A 22,246-nucleotide genomic window follows, 5' to 3' on the forward strand; every position below is an offset into this window, starting at 1 on the left:
GATTATCCGCGCCGAGTGTCACATCAGGTTCATACACGCTGCGCAGGATGAGGTTTTCAAGGATAGATCGACAGGGAGTCACTGATGTCATTGATGGAATCCACCTATGCGGCGGGCATCGACCCGGTGCTGGCGCAGTCCTTTCGGGTGAGCGCCCGTTGCGGGTGCTTCATGCAGGCCGCTCGCAGCCTCAACATCAAATCCACGCAGTTGCGCAAACACCTGGCGCAGCTGGAGTCGCAATTGCAATGTTCGCTGTTCAATCATCAGGACAATGGCCTGGCCCTGAGTCGTGAAGGGTTGGCGCTTCAGGCGCAACTGATCGCGCTGGCCCATGAGCGCGATGCACCGGTGATCGAGCAACCGCTGATACGTCTGGCGGTGGCCGAGTCGATCCTGCATGACATCCTCGGCCGTGACCTGGTCGCCTTGTTGCGCCGCAACGCCAGCGTGCGCCTGGACATCATTACCCTCGACAGTGAGCTGAGCCTGCAAGCAATCAGCGCCGATGTGGTGCTATGGCTGGCCGGCACGGATTCGCCGCTGCCGGGGCCGAGTTTTGCGGTCAGCGAGCCGCAGCGACTGGCGCGTCTGGAGTATCTGCCGCACATCGCCAAACGCTATTCGCGGGTCGCGGCGCGGCCGGGCAGCCTCGATGACCTGGCCGACTTCATGCTCGTGCAGTGGCAGCATGACCGTCAGGTCGAGAGCTTTCGGCCATGGAACAGCGTGGTGGATCAGCGTCTGGCTGGCGTGGTGCAGTTGCATTCCTATGAACTGATGCTGGAGATGATCCGCTGCAGTGCCTGCATCGGGTTGTTGCCGCGCTACATCAGCCAATTCGACCGTGGTTTGATTGCGTTGCCTGAACTGTTCGAGCAGCCGATGCCGCGTCAGGTCTGGATGGCGGTGAATGCCGACACTCAAGGTCAGGCCGATGTGCAGATGATCGTCGAGCTGATCCACAACACCTTCAACGAGCGCCGGGAGTGGTTCGAGAGCTAACCACGGTTAACTGTAGGAGTGAGCCTGCTCGCGATAGCGGTGTATCCGTCGACATTTATTTTGAATGTTAGGCCGCTATCGCGAGCAGGCTCACTCCCACAGGGAATGTCGCCATATTGGGAGATAGCGTTGTAGAGTAAGCGGCAATGTCTGCCTCAAGGATGAATCACCCATGCCTGCCACCGAACCGGTCATCACCCTCGAACGTTTCAGCGAAGCCCACATCGAGGGCGTCACCGCGCTCTACAATGACCCGGCCATTACCCGTCAGGTCCTGCAAATGCCGTTTCAATCCACCGAAATCTGGCGCCAGCGCCTGGCCTCGGATAACGAGCGCCTGGTGAAACTGGTTGCGCTGCATCAGGGCACGGTCATCGGCAACATTGGCCTGGAACAATTCTCGCGGATCCGCCGCAGCCATGCCGGCAGTATCGGCATGGGCGTCGCGGTGGCATGGCAGGGAAAAGGCGTGGGTTCGACGCTGTTGGCGGCGGTGCTGGACATCGCCGACAACTGGATGAACCTGCGGCGGGTCGAGCTTTCGGTGTACGCCGACAACGAAGCGGCCATCGGCCTGTACCGAAAGTTCGGTTTCGAGACCGAAGGCCTGCTCCGTGACTACGCCGTGCGTGACGGCCGACTGGTCGACACCCTGAGCATGGCGCGTCTGCGTCGCATGCCTGACACCGAGTGACTCAGTCGCCCAGTGCAAACGCCACCGCCGCCTGCGCATGCAGTTCGGTGGTGTCGAGCAGGGGCAGGGCGCTGTGTTCGGGTTTGATCAGCATGCCGATTTCCGTGCAACCGAGGATGATCGCCTGGGCGCCGCGTTGGGTCAGCGATTCGATCACCTGCTGGTAAACCTTGCGCGATGTCTCGCTGATCACCCCGACGCACAACTCGTCGTAGATGATCCTGTGCACGGCGTTGCGTTGCTCGGCTTCCGGCACCAGCACGGTCAAGCCCATCGCGCTCAGATGATCCTTGAGGAAGTCCTGTTCCATGGTGAACGCGGTCCCGAGCAACCCGACCTTCAGCGCACCGGCATCGACGGCTGCCTGACCGGTCGGGTCGGCGATGTGCAGGAACGGAACAGTGATCGCGGCCTGAATCTGCCCGGCCACCTTGTGCATGGTATTGGTACACAGCACCACACACTCGGCGCCGCCAGCCTCAAGCCGTCGCGCCGCGTCCACCAGAATCGCCGCCGCATCGTCCCAGCGCCCGGCATGCTGGGCCTGTTCGACAGGCCCGAAGTCGACGCTGTACATTAGCAACTGCGCCGAACGCAACGGCCCGAGCCGGTCACGAACCTGCTGATTGATGAGGCGATAATATTCGGCGCTGGACTCCCAGCTCATGCCGCCGATAAGGCCGATGGTGCGCATGCGGTGCTCCCTGTGAATGGCTAACCTTGCGAGAGTATCCCTTGGATCTTGACGGTCATCTATCAGGAAATTTCACATGCCCGGCGTGCTGAGCCAGCACGTGCTGGGCGCTAGAGCTTGCCTGCAACTGTTGCCCCGTGCGGCCTACAGCGTTCGTGATCCGGCGCAGTCGTTGACCCTGGGCGTGACGCTTGAGCGCCAGCAAGGCGTACACGCCATTGATTCAGACCGGCGGGTGGATTTCGATACTTTGCCCGGTGTGCTGGCGTTCACGCCGGTGGGCGTCGAGGTGTTTTCCGAATCGGCGAGCGGTGGTGAATACCTGTTGATGCGCCTGGATGAGCCGTTTGCGGATGAGATGCTGCCAGCCGTCCGCCAGCGTGTTCAGTCAGCCGGTGATCGACGGGCGCTGACGTTCGCACGCGAGATCCGACGCCTGTTGCTCAACCCTCAAACTGATCTGATGGCGCTTGAGCAAGCCGCCCTGAGCCTGATTGACCAGGCGCCTGTGACGACTCGATCCAGACTGCACGCCAAAGCGTTCACCCCGGTACTGGATCAGATCGCCGAGCAGTTCCATGAACCGCTGACGCTGGACCAGTTGGCCGCGACTTACGGGCACAACGAACTGCGTTTTCTGCGCGACTTCACCCGGGTCATGGGCCTGACACCGCATGCGTATCTCGTTGAGGTGCGCCTGCAAGCCGCCCGACGGATGATCGAACACACGGACCTGCCGTTGGCCAGCATCGCTCTGGACAGCGGTTTCGCCCATCAGTCGCACATGGGCAGCGTTTTTCGCAAACACCTGGCCATGACCCCCAGCCAATACCGCTCGCGCTTTTAGTCGTACGCCGGCGGCCTGCATCTGCCATGCTCAATGTCCGCAGCACCGCTCCAACCAAAGGAACACCGCAATGGACGACGTACAACAACTGGGCGAAATGCTTCGCCACTACGCAGAAAGCGAAGCGCACAAAAAGCAGACGTTCGAGTCGCAATCGGCGCTTTGGGCGACGCGTATCGGCGAGCTGTTCGATCAGATCCAGCAGTGGCTGGAACCGGTCCAGGCGCCGCATCTGCTGGAAGTGAGCCGTGAGGCGTATGTGGCTTCGGGGCCTAGCGTGCCGGTGGAGACGTCGCCGTTCAAGACCGAGAAATTGTCCATTGTCATTGCCGGCAAACCGGTGGAGTTCGTGCCGGACGTGATGGGCGCTGGCGGTCAGATTTCCCTGGCGGTGATGGGGCTGACGGCCGCGCGCTATGGCAGCGTTTCGCTGGTGTGCCTGCCGCCGTCGACCAGCTGGCAGTGGCGCAAGACCAATGGCCTGAAAGACCCGGACACGTTTGCATTTGATGCGAATTTTCTGGCGCAGCAGTTGCAGGGCCTGATCCCGCGTGATCGCGGCCAGGTCCTCCCGGACTGAACTAAACCCCCTTGCAGGAGCCGAGCTCGGCTCCTGCATTGGATAGGGTGTGGGTCAGATTTTGAGGTTGCCCCAGCCGGGCTTGGCCTCTTCTGGCGCTACCGCCTTCACTTTCTTCCCCGTGGCCGATTCCACTCGCCGCGCCACCTCGGGATCATCCGCAAACGGAATCAGACTGGCATCCTCCAGGCTCTGCGCCGTCTCCCGCTTCAGGCAATATTCAACCCCCAGCCAAAGCCCCAGCACCGCCATCACATTCAATAGCACTTCAAACATTTCAGGCTCCTTGCCTCAGGCAATCTGTGCTTCACGCTCAGCCATCGCCACGTCCGCAACCCGCACAGTGCGCCAGGTGTTGTAGGCCATCAGCAGCATGCCGCTGAGGAAGAACACCCCGCCGGTAAAGCGCACCACAAACCCCGGGTGGCTGGCCTGCAAGGCTTCGACGAACGAATACGTCAGCGTGCCGTCGTCGTTGATTGCGCGCCACATCAGGCCTTGGGTGATGCCGTTGACCCACATCGACGCGATGTACAACACGGTGCCGATGGTCGCCAGCCAGAAGTGTGCATTGATCAGGGCGATGCTGTGCATCTGCTCACGGCCAAAGACTTTCGGCACCATGTGGTAGACCGCGCCGAAGGTGATCATCGCCACCCAGCCGAGCGCCCCGGCGTGAACGTGGCCGATGGTCCAGTCGGTGTAATGGGAGAGGGCGTTGACGGTCTTGATCGCCATCATCGGACCCTCGAAGGTCGACATGCCGTAGAAGGCCAGGGACAACACCAGAAAGCGCAGGATCGGGTCGGTGCGCAACTTATGCCAGGCGCCCGAGAGGGTCATCATACCGTTGATCATCCCGCCCCAGCTTGGCGCCAGCAGGATCAGCGACATCGCCATGCCCAGCGACTGTGCCCAGTCCGGCAGCGCGGTGTAGTGCAAGTGGTGCGGACCGGCCCAGATGTACAGGGTAATCAGCGCCCAGAAATGCACGATGGACAGGCGATAGGAGTACACCGGGCGCCCGACCTGTTTCGGCACGAAGTAATACATCATCCCGAGGAACCCGGTGGTGAGGAAAAAGCCAACGGCGTTGTGGCCATACCACCACTGCACCATGGCGTCGGTCGCCCCGGAATACACCGGATAAGACTTGAACCAGTCCACCGGGATCGACAGGTGATTGACCACATGCAGCATCGCGATCACTACGATGAACGCGCCGAAGAACCAGTTACCGACGTAAATGTGTTTGGTCTTGCGCTGCACCACGGTGGTGAAGAACACGACCGCGTAAGCGACCCAGACCACCGTCATCCATACCGCGCCGGTGAACTCGATCTCGGCGTATTCCTTGGTGGTGGTGTAGCCCAGCGGCAGGGTGACCAGCATGGTCACGATCACCGATTGCCAACCCCAGAAGGTGAACGCGGCGAGGGTGTCGGAGTACAACCGCACCTGGCAGGTGCGCTGCACCGCGTAGTAACTGGCGGCGAACTGCGCGCTGCCGGCAAAGCCGAAAATCACCAGGCTGGTGTGCAGCGGACGCAAGCGACCGAAGGTGGTCCACGGCAGGTCAAGGTTCATCTCGGGCCATACCAGTTGCGAGGCGATCCACACCCCCATCGCCATCCCCACGACACCCCAGACGATGGTTGCCACGATGAATTGGCGCACAACCTTGTAGTTATAGGCCTGTCCGATTGTTGCTGTGCTCATGGTCAATGCTTCCACGGTTGCAAAGGCTTCTACTGTAGAAACCCCGTCGGAAACAAAACAGACTCAGGAAAACTTCATTTATACGGATCAGATCCGAGGCCACCCTGCAGTCATCTGCCACAAACTGATACGTTTTTTTAGCGTTTAGGTGAATCTGTAGCACGCTGCGTCGCAGGTCCATAGTCCCCCCTCACAATCAGCGGCTACACGGGTGTGTTTTTGCTTGGGACAGTGATGGCAGTTTGGTAGAGTCCGCGGCTTGTCAGGGAGCAAGTGAAGAAAGGAGTCGGGTGTGAGTGCGGGCAAAAAGATTTTAGGGTTGATATCGCTAATGCTGATGCTGGCCCTGTGGGCCAGTTACGTTTATGTGTTCAAGGACAACCGTGACGGGCTGTTGGGCGGCGCCTTCGACAGCACGGCCTGGTGCGGTACGCCACCGGCCAGTGATAGTGCTGCGCTGGGCAAGGATCAACTGACCCTGCGGATCACCAACAACCTGCGCGGCGAGTTCATGCTCAGCGGCGCCATCGTGGTTTCCGAACGCACGTTCAACCGCTACGACCTGGCCCGCAACGAGCTGCGCCTGCGTCTGGAGCCGTTGCAATGGTCGTACGGTGTCACGCCGATTTTCCTCGAACAGGTCAAGGTCCAGCCACTGACGCGTAACCTGTCATCGCTGAACTAGAGCGCCTATGCCGAACTCGAACCGCGGCCCATTGGCGTGCAGGGGCGGGCGGCGGACTTCCCGTTCGACACTTACCGCTACGGCTACAAACCAGTGTTGTATTACCTCAAGGGTAATGATCGCATCGACCTCAAGTTCAAGCACATCACCACCAGCATGGAGATGTCGAACACCTTCACGCCGATCCAGAAGTACAACCGCGCGGAGTACATCAACGAGAAAAACTCGCTGGCGCGTGAGGAAGACTACAAACCTTATGCAACCACTGAGTGTGCGTTCAGTGTCGAGCGCAAGGGCTCGTTCAAGATGATCGTCTTGATGTTGCTGCTGGTGATCGGCTTGCCGTTGCTGCATGTGTTTTATCGCGACGAGCCGGGTATCGACTTTCTGGCGACGCTGGCCAGCATCGGGGCGATTCGGGTGTTGCTGGTGGGGCCGCTGAATGACTTCCAGTTGTACAAAATCGACTTTCTGTTTGCCGGAGTGATTTTACTGGTGGGCACGGTGTCGCTGATCAAGGCGATGCGGGCCAACAGTCGGCGGGAGTTGGCGTTGAAGAGTGGTTCGTCCTGGTAATCCCGCGGTCGATGTAGCAGCTGCCGAGCCTGCGAGGCTGCGTTTGGCGACGCAGCCTCGACAGCTGCTACAGGCGGAGCGTATCGAGGGCTACTTTAACGCCGGATCCCCCATGTTCATTTTCTTCCAGCCCTGCAACAGCACCTGCGCTTTCGGTTCCTGCCCGTTGTCCAGGTAATACTGGATCAACAACAGCCGCGCATTGCGGTTGGCCGGCTGCACTTTCAGCAAGCGCTCCAGCACTTTGCAGGCCTCTTCAACCTTGCCGCGGTCATGCAAGGCCACGGCCAGCACGTAGCCGTATTGCGCGTTCTGCGGTTCCAGTTGCGCGGCTTTGCGAAGCGCCGACATGGCCTGGTCCGATTTGCCAGCACGCACCAGCGACAAGCCCTGGGTGTGTTGCAGCAGCGCGGCGTCCGGGTGGTCTTTTAGCCCTTGGGCCAGCAGCGCCTGTGCTTCCTGGCTGCGGCCATTGGCTTCGAGCCATTGCACCAGCGTCACCAGTGCCGGGTAGAAATCCGGATCGCGCCTGAGCGCTGTGCGCAGGTACGGTTCGACCTGGTCATTGCGTCCGCTGGCCTGGTAGAGCATCGCCAGGTTGAGGTTGGCTTCGGCGCGTTCCAGCAGGTTTTTCTGTGCTGCTTCGTACTCGGCAATCGCCGCATTCCAGTTCGTCTGGGCAGCGCCCAAAGCATTGCGTGCGGCTCCCAGCAGGTCCCGGGCTGCAGCAATACGCACGGCCATCACCGGGTCTGTCAGCAACGGCGTCAACAGCGGTGCCCGCTCAGGTGGTGGCAGGAACGCGCTGATTGCGTGCACGGCACTTTCACGCACTTGTGGCGCGGGATTGCTCAGGTCCTTGGTGGCCAGTTTCAACGCCTGTTCACTCGGGTACAGCGGCAACTCGGCGAGCAGGGTGGCCCGCTGAATCGCTGGCAGATTGCTGCGTTGCAGTTGTTCATACAGAGCTTGCGCTGCGCCGGGTTGACCGTTGCGAATCAGCCACAGGCTTTCGTCATACCGCGGGGCCTGTGCGGTCGGTGTGCTGTTCCACCGTTTGAATTGTTCGGTGACTTTGTCGCCGTCCTTACCCTGGTGACAGGTGAGGCAGGCGTCCGGGGTGCCGAGTTTTTTCGCCCGCTCAGGGTTGGGAATACTGAAGCTGTGGTCATGCCGGAAGTCATTGCCCATGTAGAACTTGCCGGGCATGTGGCAATCCACGCACTGCGAACCCCGCTGACCCATGGTGTGACGGGTGTGCTCGATGGCGTCGTAGTTTTTTGCTTGCAGGCCTTTGCCGTCGACGCCTTCCACCGGCGTTTTTCCCGTGGTGTTGTGGCATTGCAGGCAAACGCCGTTGCCCGGCGCCTTGAGTTCAGTGCTGTGCGGGTTGTGGCAGTTGCTGCAGCGCACGCCCTTGTCGAACATTTTGCTTTGGGCAAAAGAGCCGTGTTCAAACACCTCGTCCTTGATCTTGCCGTCCAGCGCATACAATTCGCGGGTCAGGGGGCTCGGCAGGTAGGCATCCATCAGGCGTTTGCCGACGGTGTAGCCATCGCTCAGCGGTGCCCGGCGCGAATGGCAGCGGGCACAGGTTTCGATCTCGACGGTGGCGTTCTTGTCCTTGAGGTCGACGGCAAAACCGGCATGAATCAAATCACCTTTTTTCGCCGTCCATTCCAGGTGATTGGAAGCCGGGCCGTGGCAGGCCTGGCAGCCAACGCCGAGGCTGTTCCATTGGCTGTCGAAGGTGTTTTTCGCGGCATCGAAATTGCGCTTGTAGCCAGTGGTATGGCACTCGACGCACATGAAGTTGGCGTTCTGGCTCTGCTTGCTCCAGTGCAGCGGGTTCTTGAAATTCACACCCTGACCCGGATAGAGGTGGAACCAGCGGTTTTTCTCGGTATCCCAGGCCACGCCCAAGGGTTGCAAGCGACCTTCGCCCACTTCGATCAGGTATTGCTGCAACGGCGCGATGCCGAAGGTATAGGCCACCTTGAAGTCGGCGTTCTTGCCATCGATACCCGGCGTGTTGACCCAGAAGCCGTCGTCCTTGCGCGAAAAAACGGTGGTTTCGTTTTCCGCTTTGAAGGTGACGTTATTGAAGTCGCTCAGCATCGTCTCGGCAGAGGCTGCCTGCATCGCCAATTGGTGATGGGAGCCTTTCCAGTCCTTGACCTGTTCGCTGTGGCAGCCCTGGCATTGCTGCTCATCGACCATCTTCGCCGGGGCCAGCGCGACCGGTTGCGGTTTGGCCGGTGGCGCGACAGGGGCAGTGACGGGAACGGGTCTCAGCGGTGCCGGTGTGCTGCTAAACAGAAACCAGCCGATGCCGATGACCGCCAACAGTAATGCACCGATGGTCACGGGAAAAAGAGAGCGGTTAATCAGGTTCGGTGGTGAATCAGGGTTGGGGCTTGGTGCTTTATTTTTATGTTTCAGCATTGCGACTTCCGTAGTCGAGGTGCGTTTGCCTTGAGGCGCGCGATCAAGCTGGAGTGCAGCTTTGCCGCATGCCGGGCATCTGTCAAATGACGGTTGCGAGAGCGTCCGCAGCGTTAGATGAAATGTGTGCTTTTTTTGAGTTTTTTATCGCGAAATGCCTTGACTCCAGTCGCCTTTGCACTAGGGTGTTCGCCCTTCAAAACAGGAGTTCAAGCATGAAGCTTGCGTTAATGATGAGCACGTTGTGCATCGCCACCATCGCGGTGACAGGGTGTGCGAGCAAGGTCGTCGAGCCGGAGCAGTATTCCGGCTTCCTCAAGGATTACGGCCAGCTGCAGGAAGCCAAGTCGCCGTCCGGCGCGACAGTGATGCGTTGGGTCGATCCAGCGCTGGATGTCAGCAAATTCACCAGCGTCTTTATCGAACCGACCCAGCTTTACCCGGCCCCCCAGCCAACGGTGAAAATCCCCCAGGCCACGCTGAGCGGGATCACCGGTTATTACGACCAGGCGCTCAAGCGTGAAATGGCCAAATCGCTGCCATTGGCCGCCGGCCCTGGCCCAGGCGTGATCGTGGTGCGTGCCGCCATTACTGCGGTCAGCAGCAAGACCGAAGGCTTGAAGCCTTACGAAGTGATCCCGATTGCGTTGGTTGCCGCAGCCGTGAGCACCGCCAGCGGTATTCGTGATCAGGAAACAGACCTGGCCACCGAAGCGGCGTTCATCGACGGCGGCAGCAATAAAGTCATCGCTCAGGTCGTGCGCAAGGGCACCGGCAAGCCGCTGGAAAACGATGCGCAGGTGATGAAGGCGGATGACGTCAAAGGCGTGATGGATGGCTGGGCGTCGGATTTGAATCAGTCGTATTTGAAGATCAAATCCAAGTGATGTGGCGAGGCTGATGGCCTCATCGCGAGCAAGCTCGCTCCCACACTGGATCTGTGTAAACCACAAGTCCGATGTGGGAGCGATGGAGTAAACCTTTGGTGCCGTCGGCGTTACGCTCCTTTTACTTCCCTTGCTCGGCTGTGGCGGCGTCGTAGGGATAGATCCGGCGCCATTCGGCGGCCATGTCCACGACGGTCCAGTCACGTGTTTTTGCTTCGTCCAGGGCCTTGTCCAGGCGACCGAAGTCGGACTTGCGGTCGTAGGCCCATTCGCGTTTGGCGTCGGTGTGATGCACCAGCCCCATGAATCGTTTGCCCGGTCCTGCGGCGGTCCATTGCAACATCTGCAAGTCGCCGTCGGAGTTGCCGAAGGCGAGGATCGGCCGCTTGCCGATGACCGCGTCGATGCTTTCCGGTTTGCCCGGGCCGTCATCGTTGTGGGCCAGTTTCGGCGTGCGCAGGATCGAGGCCTTGCCGTCCTTGTACTGGAAGGCTGTGACGAATGTGGTGCCGATCACCTGTTCCGGCGGGATGCCGTAGACCTTCTCGGCAAAGGCGCGCATGAAGCCGGTGTCGCCACCGGATACGATGTAGGTCTTGAAGTTCTGCTCGCGCAGGTAGTCGAGCATTTCCAGCATCGGCTGGAACACCATCTCGGTGTACAGCTTGCCGGTTTTCGGGTGTTTGGCCTGGCTCAGCCAGGTCTTGGCGTAGTCATCGAAGGCTTCGGTGGTCATCCCGGTGTGGGTCGCCCCGAAGATTTTCATGATGCCGCCCATGCCGGAGGCGGCCAGCGCCTTGTGATCGTTTTCCAGCACGGCCTGGAACGGCTGGGTGGTTTTCCATTCCGGGTGTTGCGGCGCGGTGCGCTTGACCTCTTCGAGGGCAAACAGCAACTCGAAGTACATCGGCTGCTCGCTCCACAGGGTGCCGTCGTTGTCGAACACGGCGATGCGGTCTTCGGGTTTGACGAAGTCCCTGCTGCTTTGATCGGTGACCGCCTGGACGAACTCGATGATGTGCTTCTTCGAGGGGCCGTCATTCCACGAAGGCAAGGGTTCGGCTGCTTGCGCGAGAAACGGCAGGGCCAACGCGAAGAGCAGGCTCAGCCCAAAGCAATTGCGGATCGAGATCGGGTTCGTCATGGGACATCCTTTTGGTGTAACGGCCGTAATGCCGAGTCGGGTATCGCCTGCCGTTGTTCGGCCTGACTATGCAGCGTAGACAACGAACCCTTGAGTTGCCGCAATGCCTGGTTTTCAGTAGGCGAACGACCGTAGCAGGCGCGCAGGCGGTCTTGCCGTCGAGAACTGGGCGTGCACAATTTCACGGCACAGGTGATGTCCGTTGGCAGCGCTTTCGGCGATGCTGGCTTGCAGGGCGTTGAGGTCATTGAGTGCAGTCATGGCGCATCCTTGATTCAGAACGTGAACGTTGGAATGACGGGAATGAGCCTGGAACCGGTAGCCATCCCTGGTCACTCCTTAGAAAAACGCTAATGTCAGGTTGACGCTGATGCCGTTGCCTTCCGGCCGGTTTTTGGTATCGAACTCCGGCACCCAACGGGCGCTGACGCTGGCCTGCGCATCGTTGAACTTGCCGGCCCAGCCGACCGCCGGGCCAGCACCGACAGAGCGGCCACGGAAGCCGCTGTTGGCACCACTTCCCGAATCATCGGTCACCTGCTGGATGTAACCCGCCGCGATACCGGCATTCCAGCCGTTGCCGAAGCCGTGGGTCCACAGCGCATCGAGGGTGAAAATGTTCCCGTTGCGATAATCGGTGGCGTCATTCTCGGTGTAGAACTCCAGCGCGCTGGACAGGGTGAACTCGCCACCCTTGCCGTCCAGATGGGTGAAGGCCACGGTGGGCATGAAGGTGTAATTGTTCTGGCCAGCGTTAGCCAGGCGGTCATCGTTGTAGGCACCGGTCGGCACATAGATCGGCAGCGAGAAGGAGACGTGGTTGACCTCGTCGATGTGGTAACCCGCCGCAATCGGCGTCACCAGAATATCGGCGAACTGGGTCCCGGTATCACCGGATCCCAGGGTTCTGCCACGGGGACCGGTGACACTGGCGGTGACGTCGGTGTATTGGACCGGCACGCCAATGGCCGAGGCGTAGTTCCAGCGCCCTTTGCCGGTGTCCCAGATATGCGTGAAGTTGGCCATGGTGTAGGACACTTTCATGTCCAGCCCGGTACTCAGGGCGCCGGCGATCGGTACTTGCGCTTTACCCTTGAGATTACCGTCGTACCAGATGCTGGTCAGGGACATCACCCAACCGGCTGCCGGCGGCACAATCCCGGCGTTGGAAAATACCTGTTGCCCCGTAATCGGCCGCCCGACACCGCCCTCGGCCGCCAGCGTCAACGGGCTTGCGCCGATGATGCACAGCGCCAGTAAAGGACGCACTACAAAAGGCCTGACCATGACTGACTCCGCTTATTGTTTTTGTTGTGAATCGACCGGCGTCAGCAGCGGCATCTGCCATTGGCCGCTGGTGACTTCCGGTTTTGGCAGGTACAAGCGCAAGATCCCGTAGAACGGGCCTTTCGGGGCGGGCAGCCAGTTGTTTTGCAGTTCTTTGGCCGGGGCCTTGTTCTGCACGTACAGGGTCAGGCCGCCGTCGGCGTCGAGCTTGAGATCGGGCAGCATCCGCGAGTTGATCAGGTAGCGATTCAACGGGTTGGCCACCAGCAGTTTGTTCTTGCCGTCGTACATCGTCAGCGACCAGAAGGCATCGGCCGGGGGCAGGGCGCCCTTGTCGAAATGCAGGGTGTAATCGTGCTTCGAGGCATCGACCGGCTGGCCGTCCTTGTCGACGAAGTAGCCGATGTAATCCGCTTCTTCGGCTGAGTTGCCGAAAATCCCCATGTTGGCGCCGGCGTAGCGGTACAGGTAGTTGCCGTTAAGGTGATCACGGGTGCCGAAGACGTCGCCGCTGGTGATCTGGTGCGTGTCGACCTTGTCCTTCTTGAACTGGGCGAACTCGGCCTTGGCGTCGCTGATGCCGTCTTCCAGTGCCTGGCGCTGTTCAGCGCTGAGGTCATGCAGATTGAACGGCTTGCCGGCTTCGATGCCGATCTTGGCAAAGCGCGCGAGCAGGTCCTTTTCCGCGTCCTGCGCCGGGGCGAACGACAACATGAAATTCAGGTAACGGAACAGGTCCGGGGTGTCGCTCATGGTCGGCAGCGGTTTTGGCCAGTCAATCTTTGGTGCCGCTGGCGGTGCCTTCTGTTTGACGTAGTGGCTCAGGGATTCAACCTTGTAGCCTTTCTGGATTTGCTTGACCTTGGCCAGGTCCTTGTCATCGAACAACTGCGTGCGATACAGCGCGTAGGCAATGTTGGTTTCGCTGCGCACCAACCGGTCCATTTCCACCGGTTGCTGACCTTGCCAGTTCGGCCCGGCGATCATGAAGTGGCCGCCGTTGTTGCCCGTGCTGCGGGTGCCCAGGTACGCAAAGTTCTGCGTATACGCGTCAATCAATTGCACCGAGTAATAACGGTGTTCTTCGATAGCCGGCAGGGTCAGCACGACGGGTTCTGCGCGCAGGTCCATCCACACAAAGGAGTAGGGCGTGTCGGCGTTTGGCGTGACGAAGGCGGTGTCTTTGGCGGTGAATGCCTTGGCGGTGTTGCCGATCTGGTTCAGCGGCGCCTTGAAGTTCGGGCTTTTCTTGTCGATGGCCTGGGTGTAGAGGGTCTTGTACATCTCCACTACCGGGAAGCCGTACAGATAGGCTTCCTTGGCGATGCCCCGGGCTTCTTCAGGCGTGGCGCTGAAGTCGGCCCAGACACTGGTGCTCAGGGAGAGTGCGAGTGCGGTGAGCAAAAAACGGTTATTCATAAAGCGTCCTTATTGACCTTTTGGGCGTCATTCCACAGCCGTGATGTCGTCGAGCTTCCAGCTTTTATCGAAGTAAGCTTCGGTCGGCGCGTACAGACGGAAATAGCTGAACCAGTGTTTGCCCGGTACGGTTTGCACCCAGTTGTTCTCGAAGCCTTTGGGCGCGGTCGGACCGAAATACAGGTCCACGGAGCCGTCATCATTCTTTTTCAGATCCTGACGGGACGACAGGTCGGCCTTGCGCTGCGGGTTATCGATCAGGCAACGGCTGTCGGTGTCGTACACCGTCATCGACCAGAACTGCTTGGCCGGCGGATTGGCGCCGACGTGCAGGCGATAATTCTTACTGCCGTCGAGCCAGTTGCCCTTGCTGTCGGTGTAGGCGCCCAGATAGGTCTGACCGAGGCCCGGGGTCTTGGAGACCATGCCCTTGGTGTTGGTGACCGCTTCGTAGAACCAGGCGCTGCGTTCCCACAACTGATCGTAATAGGCCACGCGCTGCGACGGTTCGGCGATATTCAGCACGGTGTCCCATTGACGGTCCGGCCAGTATTGCGCACCGGGGAACCGCTTGGCGAAGGTGTTGGCCTTGGCGATCAACTCGCCGACCTGGGCGCCTTGTTCCAGTGCCTTGCGCTGGTTGTCATTGGGGTTGAAGGGCTTGTCTTTCTCGATGCCGAGGCTGGCGAGCATGGCCATGTAGAAGCGGTCACGTTCGTTGACCGGTTCTTTCTGGATGATCTGGTGCAAGCGCTCCCAGTACGCCATCCCGCGCGGTTGGGTGCCGGACCAGGCTTTGCCCCCAGGGCTGAGCAGTTTGGTTTTGCTTGGCTCATTGCGCTGGGCGTACGGGTACATCTTGAAGTGTTCGACCAGTGCCTTGCCTTTGGCTGGGTCCGGATCAAGCACGCGGAAGCCCACCAGCACGTTCATGGTCTCCGATTTGGCCAGGTAGTACTTGCCGGCATCGGCGGGAGGTTCGGCACCCGGCGGCAGGACCAGGTACTTGCCGCCCTTGCCTTTGTCCGGGCCGGTCTGGCCCATGTCTATGATCGCGCGTTGCCAGAAGTCCCCGACGCCGCCGGCAGTCGGGCCGGGCGGCAATTCGATCACCAGCGGCCCGGTTTCATTCAGGTCGACAAAACCGAGGATGTACGGCGTGGTGGCATTGGCGGTGATGACGCCCAGTTTGTCTTCATAACTGTTGAGCACCATCAGGTCGCCGCTGCGGGCGCCGAGTTTGTCGCGAAACTCTTCCTGCCATTGCGCGTAGGACACCAACGGCAGCGCCCAGAGGTAGCTCTGGGTGGCCTGCTGAAAATCCAGCTCCGCATAGAGTTGGGCGATCGATTCATGGGCGGGCAATTCGCCTTCCATCGCGATCTTGCCGATCCGCGTATCAAGATCCTGGGCGCCAACGCCGCAGCTGACGAACATGGTCATCAGGCTGAAACCGGCCGCGCGAATTGCACCGTGCATAAAGAGTCCTTATTTACCGAACGTAACGTTGATCCCGGCGAACAATGTGAACTGCGGCAAGCCATCGCCTTTGCGTTCCACCGTCCACTGCGGCTCGATGAATGCGTTAAGAATATTAGTCACGGATTTGCACGCCGTGCCGCCAGCCCAGCAGGCCGCGAGGTGAGGAGTCGAGGGCCGCGGCCGTCAGGCCTGCTTGCCACTTGCCTGTGCCCAATTCGTCCTGCTCAGCGGTCGGCGCGGTGATTTGCGGGCCGATGCCCGGCTGTACGCCGTCGGTCTTGGGGATGAAGATGTCGAACAGGTTGAGGTCGCCGATGCCGGTGCTACAGCCGCTGTGCGGGTCGGGTCGGGTGCTGATCGGCAAGGTGCCGCGCAGCAAGCCATCGTTGGTGTGGACGTCGGTGTCGTAGCGCTTGGGGGTGTAGTAATCCAGAAGGTTGGCGCCAGGGGCCAGACTCAACGGGTTGTTACTTTTGTTGGCTACGTCGGCGTTATCGGCGAACGCACAAACGACAGGCGTAAACCATGCCGCCATCAGCAACAAAGCGTTTTTTTCCATAGCGGCTAACATGATTCCCCCGGTTCCTTGGTGGCTCATTGGTCGACTCGGCACTTCCCGGCCGTTGTTGTGTAATCTCTTTCCGGTCAAGCCTGTAGGAATGATCTGAAGCTAGCAGCTAACCATAACTTAGCCAATCCAATGAGTTTTTTCTTTCGAATTGTGTGCAAAATCTCGCTGTTTTTTGTACTGATAAGTTAAAGCGAAACTTGTCCGGCATTCGAATAGAGGTTGAACGAAACCCTGTGGGAGCGAGCCCGCTCGCGATAGCGTTGTGTCAGGCAAATCGCTCTCGCGAGCAGGCTCACTCCTACATTAAGTAATGCTCAGCGTTTCTTCGCCTCTGCGCGAATCCGTTCTTCCTGCTCGCGCAGTTCCGGGGTGAACTCGGCACCAAAATCCTCGGCCTCGAATACCTGACGAATCTCGATCTCTGCGTCGGTGCCAGGCATCGGGTTCGGGCATCGCTTGACCCAGTCGATAGCCTCTTGTTTCGACTTCACCTGCCAGATCCAGTAACCGGCGATCAGCTCCTTGGTTTCGGCGAAGGGGCCGTCGATGACGGTGCGTTTGTCGCCTGAAAAGCGCACGCGCGCGCCTTTACTGCTGGGGTGCAGGCCTTCGCCTTCGATCATGATGCCAGCGTTGACCAGTTCTTCGTTGTAGTTGCCCATCGCTGTCAACAGTTCTTCGCTGGGCATGACGCCGGCCTCGGAGTCGGGGCTGGCTTTGACAATGATCATGAATCGCATGGGGTTGTCTCCAATGGATGTGAGTGACTCACAGCATGGTCGATTGGCCGATGTTTAAATCGACAGCACTTCCCAAAGATTGCCCGTCATCGGAACAACGCGGCTCAAGCCCTTATTCCAATACAACGGTCTTTCTCGAACATTTATTATGAATGGATCTCGTTAACTGTCATTTCTGACAGTGCCCTTCGCTGCTTTTTTTCTCGATAGTCGAGTGGCCAGTTTTTTTGTCCACTTTCAGCTATCGGAAACGCGTCATGACCTCGAACCTTAAAATCGGAGCTACCGAAACTTCTCCCGTTTATTTTTGTTACGGGGCTTCAGGCGAACGCGGGCATACGCTCACCGCAGTCGGCGAAGCCAGCAGTCCGTGGGTCGGACACGGCGTCAGCGTAAATCCCGCTGCCGGGCAAACCCTTCCGTTCCAGGCCGTCCCCGCGTCTGGCGAGTACCAGACGTTTTCGGAGCTGGGATGTGAGTGGAAGATCAATTGCCAGGACGACGGCGAAGAACTCGCTGTCGATTGCTGGTTACAGACTGAGTTCACCGCCAAGCCCTACAGTATTCCGGTGAAGTTGGGGCATTACCTGCGTGAATTCCTAGGCAGGCGCAATCCGATCGGTGCGCCCCTGATCGGTGATGAAGTCACCGCCGAGGTTCAGGTAGTGTCTGCCTACACCCAAAAACTACTGAAAGATGTCGAGGTTCAGTGGTTCGTCGGTGGGGAACCAGCAGGCCGCATTAACACTAACGATTCAGGCTGGAGCAAGTTCAGTTACACCTTCACAACGGTCGGCGAACAGTCGATTACGGCCAAGGTGTTTAACCCCTATAACGACACGTGGGTCGAACATAGTTTTCCAATCAAGGTGTATGCCGAAAGCCCTTGGAAACAGGCGGAGTTTAAAGTCAACGGTGAACGCGTAGAGTGGCGCTCACCCGCTCTATTGCATCGCGGGCAAGCGAACGAAGTGACCGTGAAAGTTGAGCCCGCAATCGCAAAAACACTCAGGCTGGCGCTCATTAATGACGAAGGGCTGAACATTGTTGCCGTGCCTGCAGACACTGTATGGCAACAACCGGATCCAGTGTCCGGAGAGTTCAAATGGACCGTCACCTCGAACGAGCAGAAAAGTGGTCGGGTCAAGTTAGTCGTCTATAGCCAGGAAGTGGCTCAGCCTTGGGAGCACGACGGACGGTTGCTTGCAGGCGATCTCGCTGATGAGGTTGAGGTCCGGATTGACGGCAAACCTGTCACGTCGGGCGTCAACTTCTTCTTCCGCGGTCGGCCTGGTGTTATTACGTTAGTCTCCAAGGAGAGCAGTTCGGTAACAGTAGGCCTTGAGGTGACGCTGACACGCGTGATCACCAGCGGTCTCGATGAAGCAGACTTGGTGTCCAGCCCTGGATTTGGCGTTTCAACGCCAGATCATCGCTGGAGCGTCACCGGATCCAACAAGAGTGGTACTTTCCAGCTGATATTCACGTGTCAGGGCATTGCCGTGCCGCTTACGCTGGCACTCAACGCCTTGTTGTCGGCTGATCTGAATAACGAAGCCGATGTGCGGATCGGCGGCTTGGAAATCCCGGCAGAAGGGCAGATCTTTTTCAGGAGCGAGGCACAAACGCTGACAGTGGTTGCCAAATCGGGCAGTCCACTGGGCCGTCTACCTCTGAAGTTGCGATGGATCAAAGGGGAAGGGCTGCGGGCCGAAGAATTTAATTGCGAGCCTGCCCTCGACACCTATACCGCAGACCACAGCTGGAGTATCACTGGCCCCGCAGACAAGAGCGGCACGTTCCAGTTCGAGTTGGTTGGCGAGGGCATGAATACGCCCATTGAATTGCCAGAGTGTGTATTGCTGTCGAAGAACTTCGCCGATGAGGGCGCGTTCTTGGTCGACGGTGTGGAGCTATCGGACAGTGTGGTTTTCACCAGAAGCGTTGCAAGAACCCTGACCCTGGTGCCGAACACGGGCAGCCCGCTCGCCAACTTGACCAAAAGCTTGCAGTGGCACGCCGGCACGGGATTGGTCAAAGCAGATCTGACATGCACCCCGGCGCTTGATCTGCCCACAAAGCTCAATAGTTGGCAAATTACCGGTTCCGCCACCAAGAGCGGTACGTTTCAGTTGAAACTGGTCGGCCCGGGTGGGGTGACGCTGGGGCAACTGGCAGTTTGCATGTTGTTGTCGCGCAACCTTGAGGACGACGTGACCGTCAAGCTTGATGGCTCCGTCCTCCCGGCCGAGGGCAAAGTGTTCATCCGTGGCAAACTGCGTACGTTGACCCTGGAGCCGAAAGCGGGCAATCCGGTGGCCAACTTGCCGATGAGCTTGCGATGGGGCAGTGGCACCGGCTTGGTCGAACAGGACTTCCAATGCGTGCCGGCATTGGGTCAGGCGATCAAACCTCATAGCTGGAACATCACGGGCCCCGCGACTAAAAGCGGCACCTTCCACTTTACAGTGGCCGGTCCGAGCGACGTTACATTGATCACCCTCGCGCTCAGCACCGTGCTGTCGGCCAACCTGCGCGACGAAGCCGACCTCCTGTTTGCCGGTCAGCCGCTGCCGGCTCAAGGGGTCGTGCTGTTGCGGGGCCAGCCGGGAACGTTTTCATTGGTGCCAAAGGCAACCAGCCCCATTGCCGGTAAACCTCTGGCGATGAAATACGCGGGGGGCACGCTGCCTGTGAGTGATGTGACTTGCCAGCCTGCATTTGGCCAGCCGACAACCGTGCATGAATGGGCGTTTACCGGCCCTGTTAGCCGAAGCGGTACATTCATTGCGGAAGTTGGTTACGGGCAGGATGCGAAGCTGGTTATGGAGCCGGTTGTTGTTTTATCGGCAAACCTTTCCGATGAGCTTAGTTCCGTTAGCATTGCGGTTGATGGTCAACCGGATACGCCTGTCGATTTGTATGCGAAGGAATAATGCTCACGTCGCCAAAAGCCCGGCTGAAATTTACTGCCAAGGCTGATAGTCCTATTAAAGGGAGAATAGTGACGTTCAAATGGGGCAGCGGGCAGAACGCTTCAATGGATATAGTTCCAAACTCAGTAGAGATAAAAGATTCTACTGTCGTTGATTTTCAAGGGAAAGAGCACTCGGATTCAAATAGAGTGCATCGGCTTTGTCTTTCCTATGGGAGCGCAGAAACTAACCCGTGGGACTTTAAGTATTTACGTCCGGGCAGTGAAGGTCTCAGGGTGTTGTTTGGCGGCATCGAGCATGGAGAAATCCCTGCCAACCTGCAGCTTAACAAAATGTATGAGTTGATCGCTGTGCCTCGGACGGAGGACAGCGTACTTGTCGGCTGGCAATGTTCTTTTTCGATTCCTTCGACTGCCGGCTATTCCGTTCAACTGGTCCCATCGGCCGGGGAGTGGCTCACTATTAAGTCTCCCAGCGAAGGAGGTACCAAGGTGAATATCAGGGTGGTGAAAAATGGTGCCATAGGCAATCCTCGATTTGATCTGGGATTAACGGTTAAAAGTTTGGCTTTAGTAGCAATTCCGATGATGGTTTTGGATGCTGATGTAGAAGGGTAATGTCTGAGTGGTATCTACAGGTCTGTCTAATAATCGATGGTGTAGTTATAAAGGGTGATATCAATGAGCAATCAACTAGCAAGTGATTTGGTCGAATCTATTCAGCTCAATGGAAATGATCTGGATATTGCAAATCCGAAACTGGAGCTTCGTTGCGGGCAGCGCTACAAACTAAAGCTTGTCGGGAGAAAGGATGCCCCATCGTTTACGGGCAGTTTCGCTCTTGTAGGTGCGGACGGTCAGGACCCGAGCGACATCGAGATTATTAGTTCCCCCTCCTCAGGTCCGGAAAGTAAAGTCATGGAACTGACATTGATGACGGGAAATAGTGTCGGTGATAATAATCTGGAAATGAAGATGGAAGGAGGTGAAGTTGCTTTGACACTTCCGGTCAATGTTTCGGTCGGTCGGATCAGAAGCTGCAGAGTTAGACTGGCAAATGGGAGTGAAAGAGCAGCGGCCTATGGAGGTTCTCTGATTTCCGTACCTTCTGATGAGGGGGATGTTACATTGATAGTGGAGCACGACCAACTTGAAGGTTGGCGGTTGCTTGGGCATAATGGTTTTATTAGCTTTGTGCCTGATTTGATTTACAATAACCCTTATCAAACGATATTTAAATTTCAGCACGATTATAATGGTCGTCAATTTGGTGGGTTTCTTAAAGATGGTGTAGAGCTTGCGGATAGACTTTATTTTGAGGTTAATCCATCTTGGGCTGCGTTCAGTAGTGATGGGATTGATCACGGAAAATTTATCCCGATCATGATGGAGAAGCATAAAGAGTATAAAATTTCAGTGCGTCCGCTCGATCCTGAAGAAAATGGCACGATGGGAAAATTTTATAGTATTCCCGAGTGGGTGGATGTGTATCCTGATCAAGCTAGTGAAAGTGATACCGATGCGCCTCAGATAATTGTAATTGGTGACTATGTAATTCAGGAAATTGGTGGGTTGGGTAAAAGTGAGAGATATATCAGGTTGAAAAATTCGGCTCCAAGAGGGGTTATTCCAGTCGTTTTTAAATTTGCTGACGGGAAAAAAACCGGCGGCATTGTTAACGTGGAAGCTGTCTAGCTATTTAACTGGTGGCGGCCCTATTATACTATGCTGGCATGTATTTATGTGTAAATAAAAAGTTAGGCCTTTGTATTAAGGCCTTTTTTTAGTGTGTGTTTTCAGGCTTTTCAGTTCTACTTGTGATATGCCTGATTGCTCGATCTGTCGCTGTCCCGTTTTATAGAATTTCCTTTCGGCTTCTGGTTTTTTCTATCCGCCCATAGGCCATCAGCGCAATCCATGCTTAACTTCTGCCTCGTCGAATTTTCCACATCAACGTTCAGAAGGACTCCGTTCATGGCTCAAGTCACCCTTAAAGGCAACCCGGTTCAAGTCAACGGCCAACTGCCACAAGCCGGTTCCAAGGCGCCAGCCTTTTCCCTGGTTGCCGGCAATCTGTCCGACGTGACCCTGGCGAGCTTCGCCGGCAAGCGCAAAGTGCTGAACATCTTCCCAAGCGTCGACACCCCGACCTGCGCTACTTCGGTTCGCAAGTTCAACGCCCAGGCCAACGATGTCGCCAACACTGTTGTACTGTGCATCTCCGCTGACCTGCCGTTCGCCCAGGCACGCTTCTGCGGCGCCGAAGGCCTGGAAAACGTGCAAAGCCTGTCGACCCTGCGCGGTGCCGAGTTCATCGAGAACTACGGTGTTGCCATCGCTGACGGTCCGCTCAAAGGCCTGACCGCTCGTGCGGTTGTGGTTCTGGATGAGAACGACAACGTGCTTCACAGCGAGTTGGTCAAGGAAATCGCTGAAGAACCGAACTACGAAGCGGCACTTTCCGTTCTGAAGTAAGCGGCGTCATTACAATTGTTAACGGCCTGGCCCTGTCCAGGCCGTTTTCATTTGTGCTTCA

The 22,246-nt window shown here is 58.0% G+C and carries 19 protein-coding genes and 2 pseudogenes; 10 read left to right on the forward strand and 11 right to left on the reverse strand.

The annotated features are described in order from the left end of the window. The first annotated feature begins 84 nt into the window (after nt 1-84). Both SB725_RS07385 and SB725_RS07390 read left to right on the forward strand, forming a co-directional pair. Nucleotides 85-1,005: a LysR family transcriptional regulator gene (locus SB725_RS07385; RefSeq protein WP_027923434.1), complete on the forward strand. Its 921-nt coding sequence runs from the start codon at nt 85-87 to the stop codon at nt 1,003-1,005. A 172-nt stretch (nt 1,006-1,177) separates the two neighbouring features. Then, complete coding sequence (locus SB725_RS07390; RefSeq protein ID WP_059180943.1) at nt 1,178-1,699, forward strand: GNAT family N-acetyltransferase; 522 nt, start codon at nt 1,178-1,180, stop codon at nt 1,697-1,699. Between the two features lies 1 nt (nt 1,700). Here SB725_RS07390 and SB725_RS07395 read toward each other — a convergent pair whose 3' ends face one another. Next, nucleotides 1,701-2,393 (reverse strand): aspartate/glutamate racemase family protein, encoded by a 693-nt coding sequence (locus SB725_RS07395; protein WP_410921483.1) that lies wholly within the window; start codon nt 2,391-2,393, stop codon nt 1,701-1,703. 76 nt (nt 2,394-2,469) lie between these two features. Between SB725_RS07395 and SB725_RS07400 the strand changes: the two genes are divergently transcribed. Both SB725_RS07400 and SB725_RS07405 read left to right on the forward strand, forming a co-directional pair. Further along, entirely contained in the window at nt 2,470-3,240 is a 771-nt protein-coding gene (locus tag SB725_RS07400; RefSeq protein WP_410921484.1) for a helix-turn-helix domain-containing protein, read from the forward strand. A gap of 70 nt (nt 3,241-3,310) precedes the next feature. Next, complete coding sequence (locus tag SB725_RS07405; protein ID WP_027923438.1) at nt 3,311-3,820, forward strand: hypothetical protein; 510 nt, start codon at nt 3,311-3,313, stop codon at nt 3,818-3,820. A gap of 54 nt (nt 3,821-3,874) precedes the next feature. On the opposite strand, the gene SB725_RS07410 is transcribed toward SB725_RS07405, so the two are convergent. Together SB725_RS07410 and ccoN are read right to left on the reverse strand one after the other, a co-directional pair. Continuing rightward, nucleotides 3,875-4,096: a hypothetical protein gene (locus SB725_RS07410; RefSeq protein WP_059180942.1), complete on the reverse strand. Its 222-nt coding sequence runs from the start codon at nt 4,094-4,096 to the stop codon at nt 3,875-3,877. Nucleotides 4,097-4,111: 15 nt separating this feature from the next. Continuing rightward, on the reverse strand, nt 4,112-5,539 hold the full coding sequence (gene ccoN, locus SB725_RS07415) for a cytochrome-c oxidase, cbb3-type subunit I (RefSeq protein ID WP_410921485.1): 1,428 nt from the start codon (nt 5,537-5,539) through the stop codon (nt 4,112-4,114). Nucleotides 5,540-5,831: 292 nt separating this feature from the next. On the opposite strand from ccoN, the pseudogene SB725_RS07420 reads away from it, so the two are divergent. After that, nucleotides 5,832-6,800: pseudogene (locus SB725_RS07420) on the forward strand (hypothetical protein). A 90-nt stretch (nt 6,801-6,890) separates the two neighbouring features. Here the strand turns inward: SB725_RS07420 and SB725_RS07425 are convergent. Then, a complete protein-coding gene (locus SB725_RS07425) occupies nt 6,891-9,245 on the reverse strand; it encodes a tetratricopeptide repeat protein (RefSeq protein ID WP_410921486.1) in 2,355 nt (784 codons plus the stop codon). Between the two features lie 215 nt (nt 9,246-9,460). Between SB725_RS07425 and SB725_RS07430 the strand changes: the two genes are divergently transcribed. Further along, a complete protein-coding gene (locus SB725_RS07430; RefSeq protein WP_410921487.1) occupies nt 9,461-10,132 on the forward strand; it encodes a DUF3313 domain-containing protein in 672 nt (223 codons plus the stop codon). A 121-nt stretch (nt 10,133-10,253) separates the two neighbouring features. Here SB725_RS07430 and SB725_RS07435 read toward each other — a convergent pair whose 3' ends face one another. The 7 genes and pseudogenes from SB725_RS07435 to SB725_RS07465 all read right to left on the reverse strand — a co-directional run bounded on the left by SB725_RS07435 (nt 10,254) and on the right by SB725_RS07465 (nt 16,775). Continuing rightward, complete coding sequence (locus SB725_RS07435; protein ID WP_027923444.1) at nt 10,254-11,276, reverse strand: HAD family hydrolase; 1,023 nt, start codon at nt 11,274-11,276, stop codon at nt 10,254-10,256. A 114-nt stretch (nt 11,277-11,390) separates the two neighbouring features. Next, nucleotides 11,391-11,537 (reverse strand): hypothetical protein, encoded by a 147-nt coding sequence (locus SB725_RS07440; protein ID WP_155953725.1) that lies wholly within the window; start codon nt 11,535-11,537, stop codon nt 11,391-11,393. Nucleotides 11,538-11,615: 78 nt separating this feature from the next. Next, complete coding sequence (locus SB725_RS07445) at nt 11,616-12,563, reverse strand: transporter (protein WP_410921488.1); 948 nt, start codon at nt 12,561-12,563, stop codon at nt 11,616-11,618. Between the two features lie 12 nt (nt 12,564-12,575). Beyond that, nucleotides 12,576-13,982 carry a DUF1254 domain-containing protein gene (locus tag SB725_RS07450; RefSeq protein ID WP_410921489.1) on the reverse strand — a complete coding sequence of 469 codons (1,407 nt, stop codon included), beginning with the start codon at nt 13,980-13,982 and terminating at the stop codon, nt 12,576-12,578. Nucleotides 13,983-14,009: 27 nt separating this feature from the next. Beyond that, complete coding sequence (locus tag SB725_RS07455) at nt 14,010-15,461, reverse strand: DUF1254 domain-containing protein (protein ID WP_027923447.1); 1,452 nt, start codon at nt 15,459-15,461, stop codon at nt 14,010-14,012. Nucleotides 15,462-15,470: 9 nt separating this feature from the next. Further along, nucleotides 15,471-16,023, reverse strand: a pseudogene (locus tag SB725_RS07460) (hypothetical protein). Nucleotides 16,024-16,349: 326 nt separating this feature from the next. After that, a complete protein-coding gene (locus SB725_RS07465; protein WP_410921490.1) occupies nt 16,350-16,775 on the reverse strand; it encodes a YciI family protein in 426 nt (141 codons plus the stop codon). Nucleotides 16,776-17,032: 257 nt separating this feature from the next. On the opposite strand from SB725_RS07465, the gene SB725_RS07470 reads away from it, so the two are divergent. From SB725_RS07470 to tpx, 4 genes are all read left to right on the forward strand, one after another. Next, nucleotides 17,033-19,711, forward strand: coding sequence for a hypothetical protein (locus tag SB725_RS07470; protein ID WP_410921491.1), 2,679 nt, complete (start codon nt 17,033-17,035; stop codon nt 19,709-19,711). Beyond that, nucleotides 19,711-20,328 carry a hypothetical protein gene (locus SB725_RS07475; protein ID WP_410921492.1) on the forward strand — a complete coding sequence of 206 codons (618 nt, stop codon included), beginning with the start codon at nt 19,711-19,713 and terminating at the stop codon, nt 20,326-20,328. Before SB725_RS07470 ends, SB725_RS07475 begins: the two co-directional genes overlap by 1 nt. Nucleotides 20,329-20,391: 63 nt before the next feature. Further along, nucleotides 20,392-21,405 (forward strand): hypothetical protein, encoded by a 1,014-nt coding sequence (locus SB725_RS07480; protein WP_410921493.1) that lies wholly within the window; start codon nt 20,392-20,394, stop codon nt 21,403-21,405. A 279-nt stretch (nt 21,406-21,684) separates the two neighbouring features. Continuing rightward, nucleotides 21,685-22,185, forward strand: coding sequence for a thiol peroxidase (tpx, locus tag SB725_RS07485; RefSeq protein WP_410921494.1), 501 nt, complete (start codon nt 21,685-21,687; stop codon nt 22,183-22,185). Nucleotides 22,186-22,246 lie beyond the last annotated feature (61 nt).

Origin of the sequence: Pseudomonas sp. SIMBA_041 (genome assembly GCF_046535095.1) — a bacterium.
Taxonomy (GTDB): Bacteria; Pseudomonadota; Gammaproteobacteria; order Pseudomonadales; family Pseudomonadaceae; genus Aquipseudomonas; species Aquipseudomonas mucoides.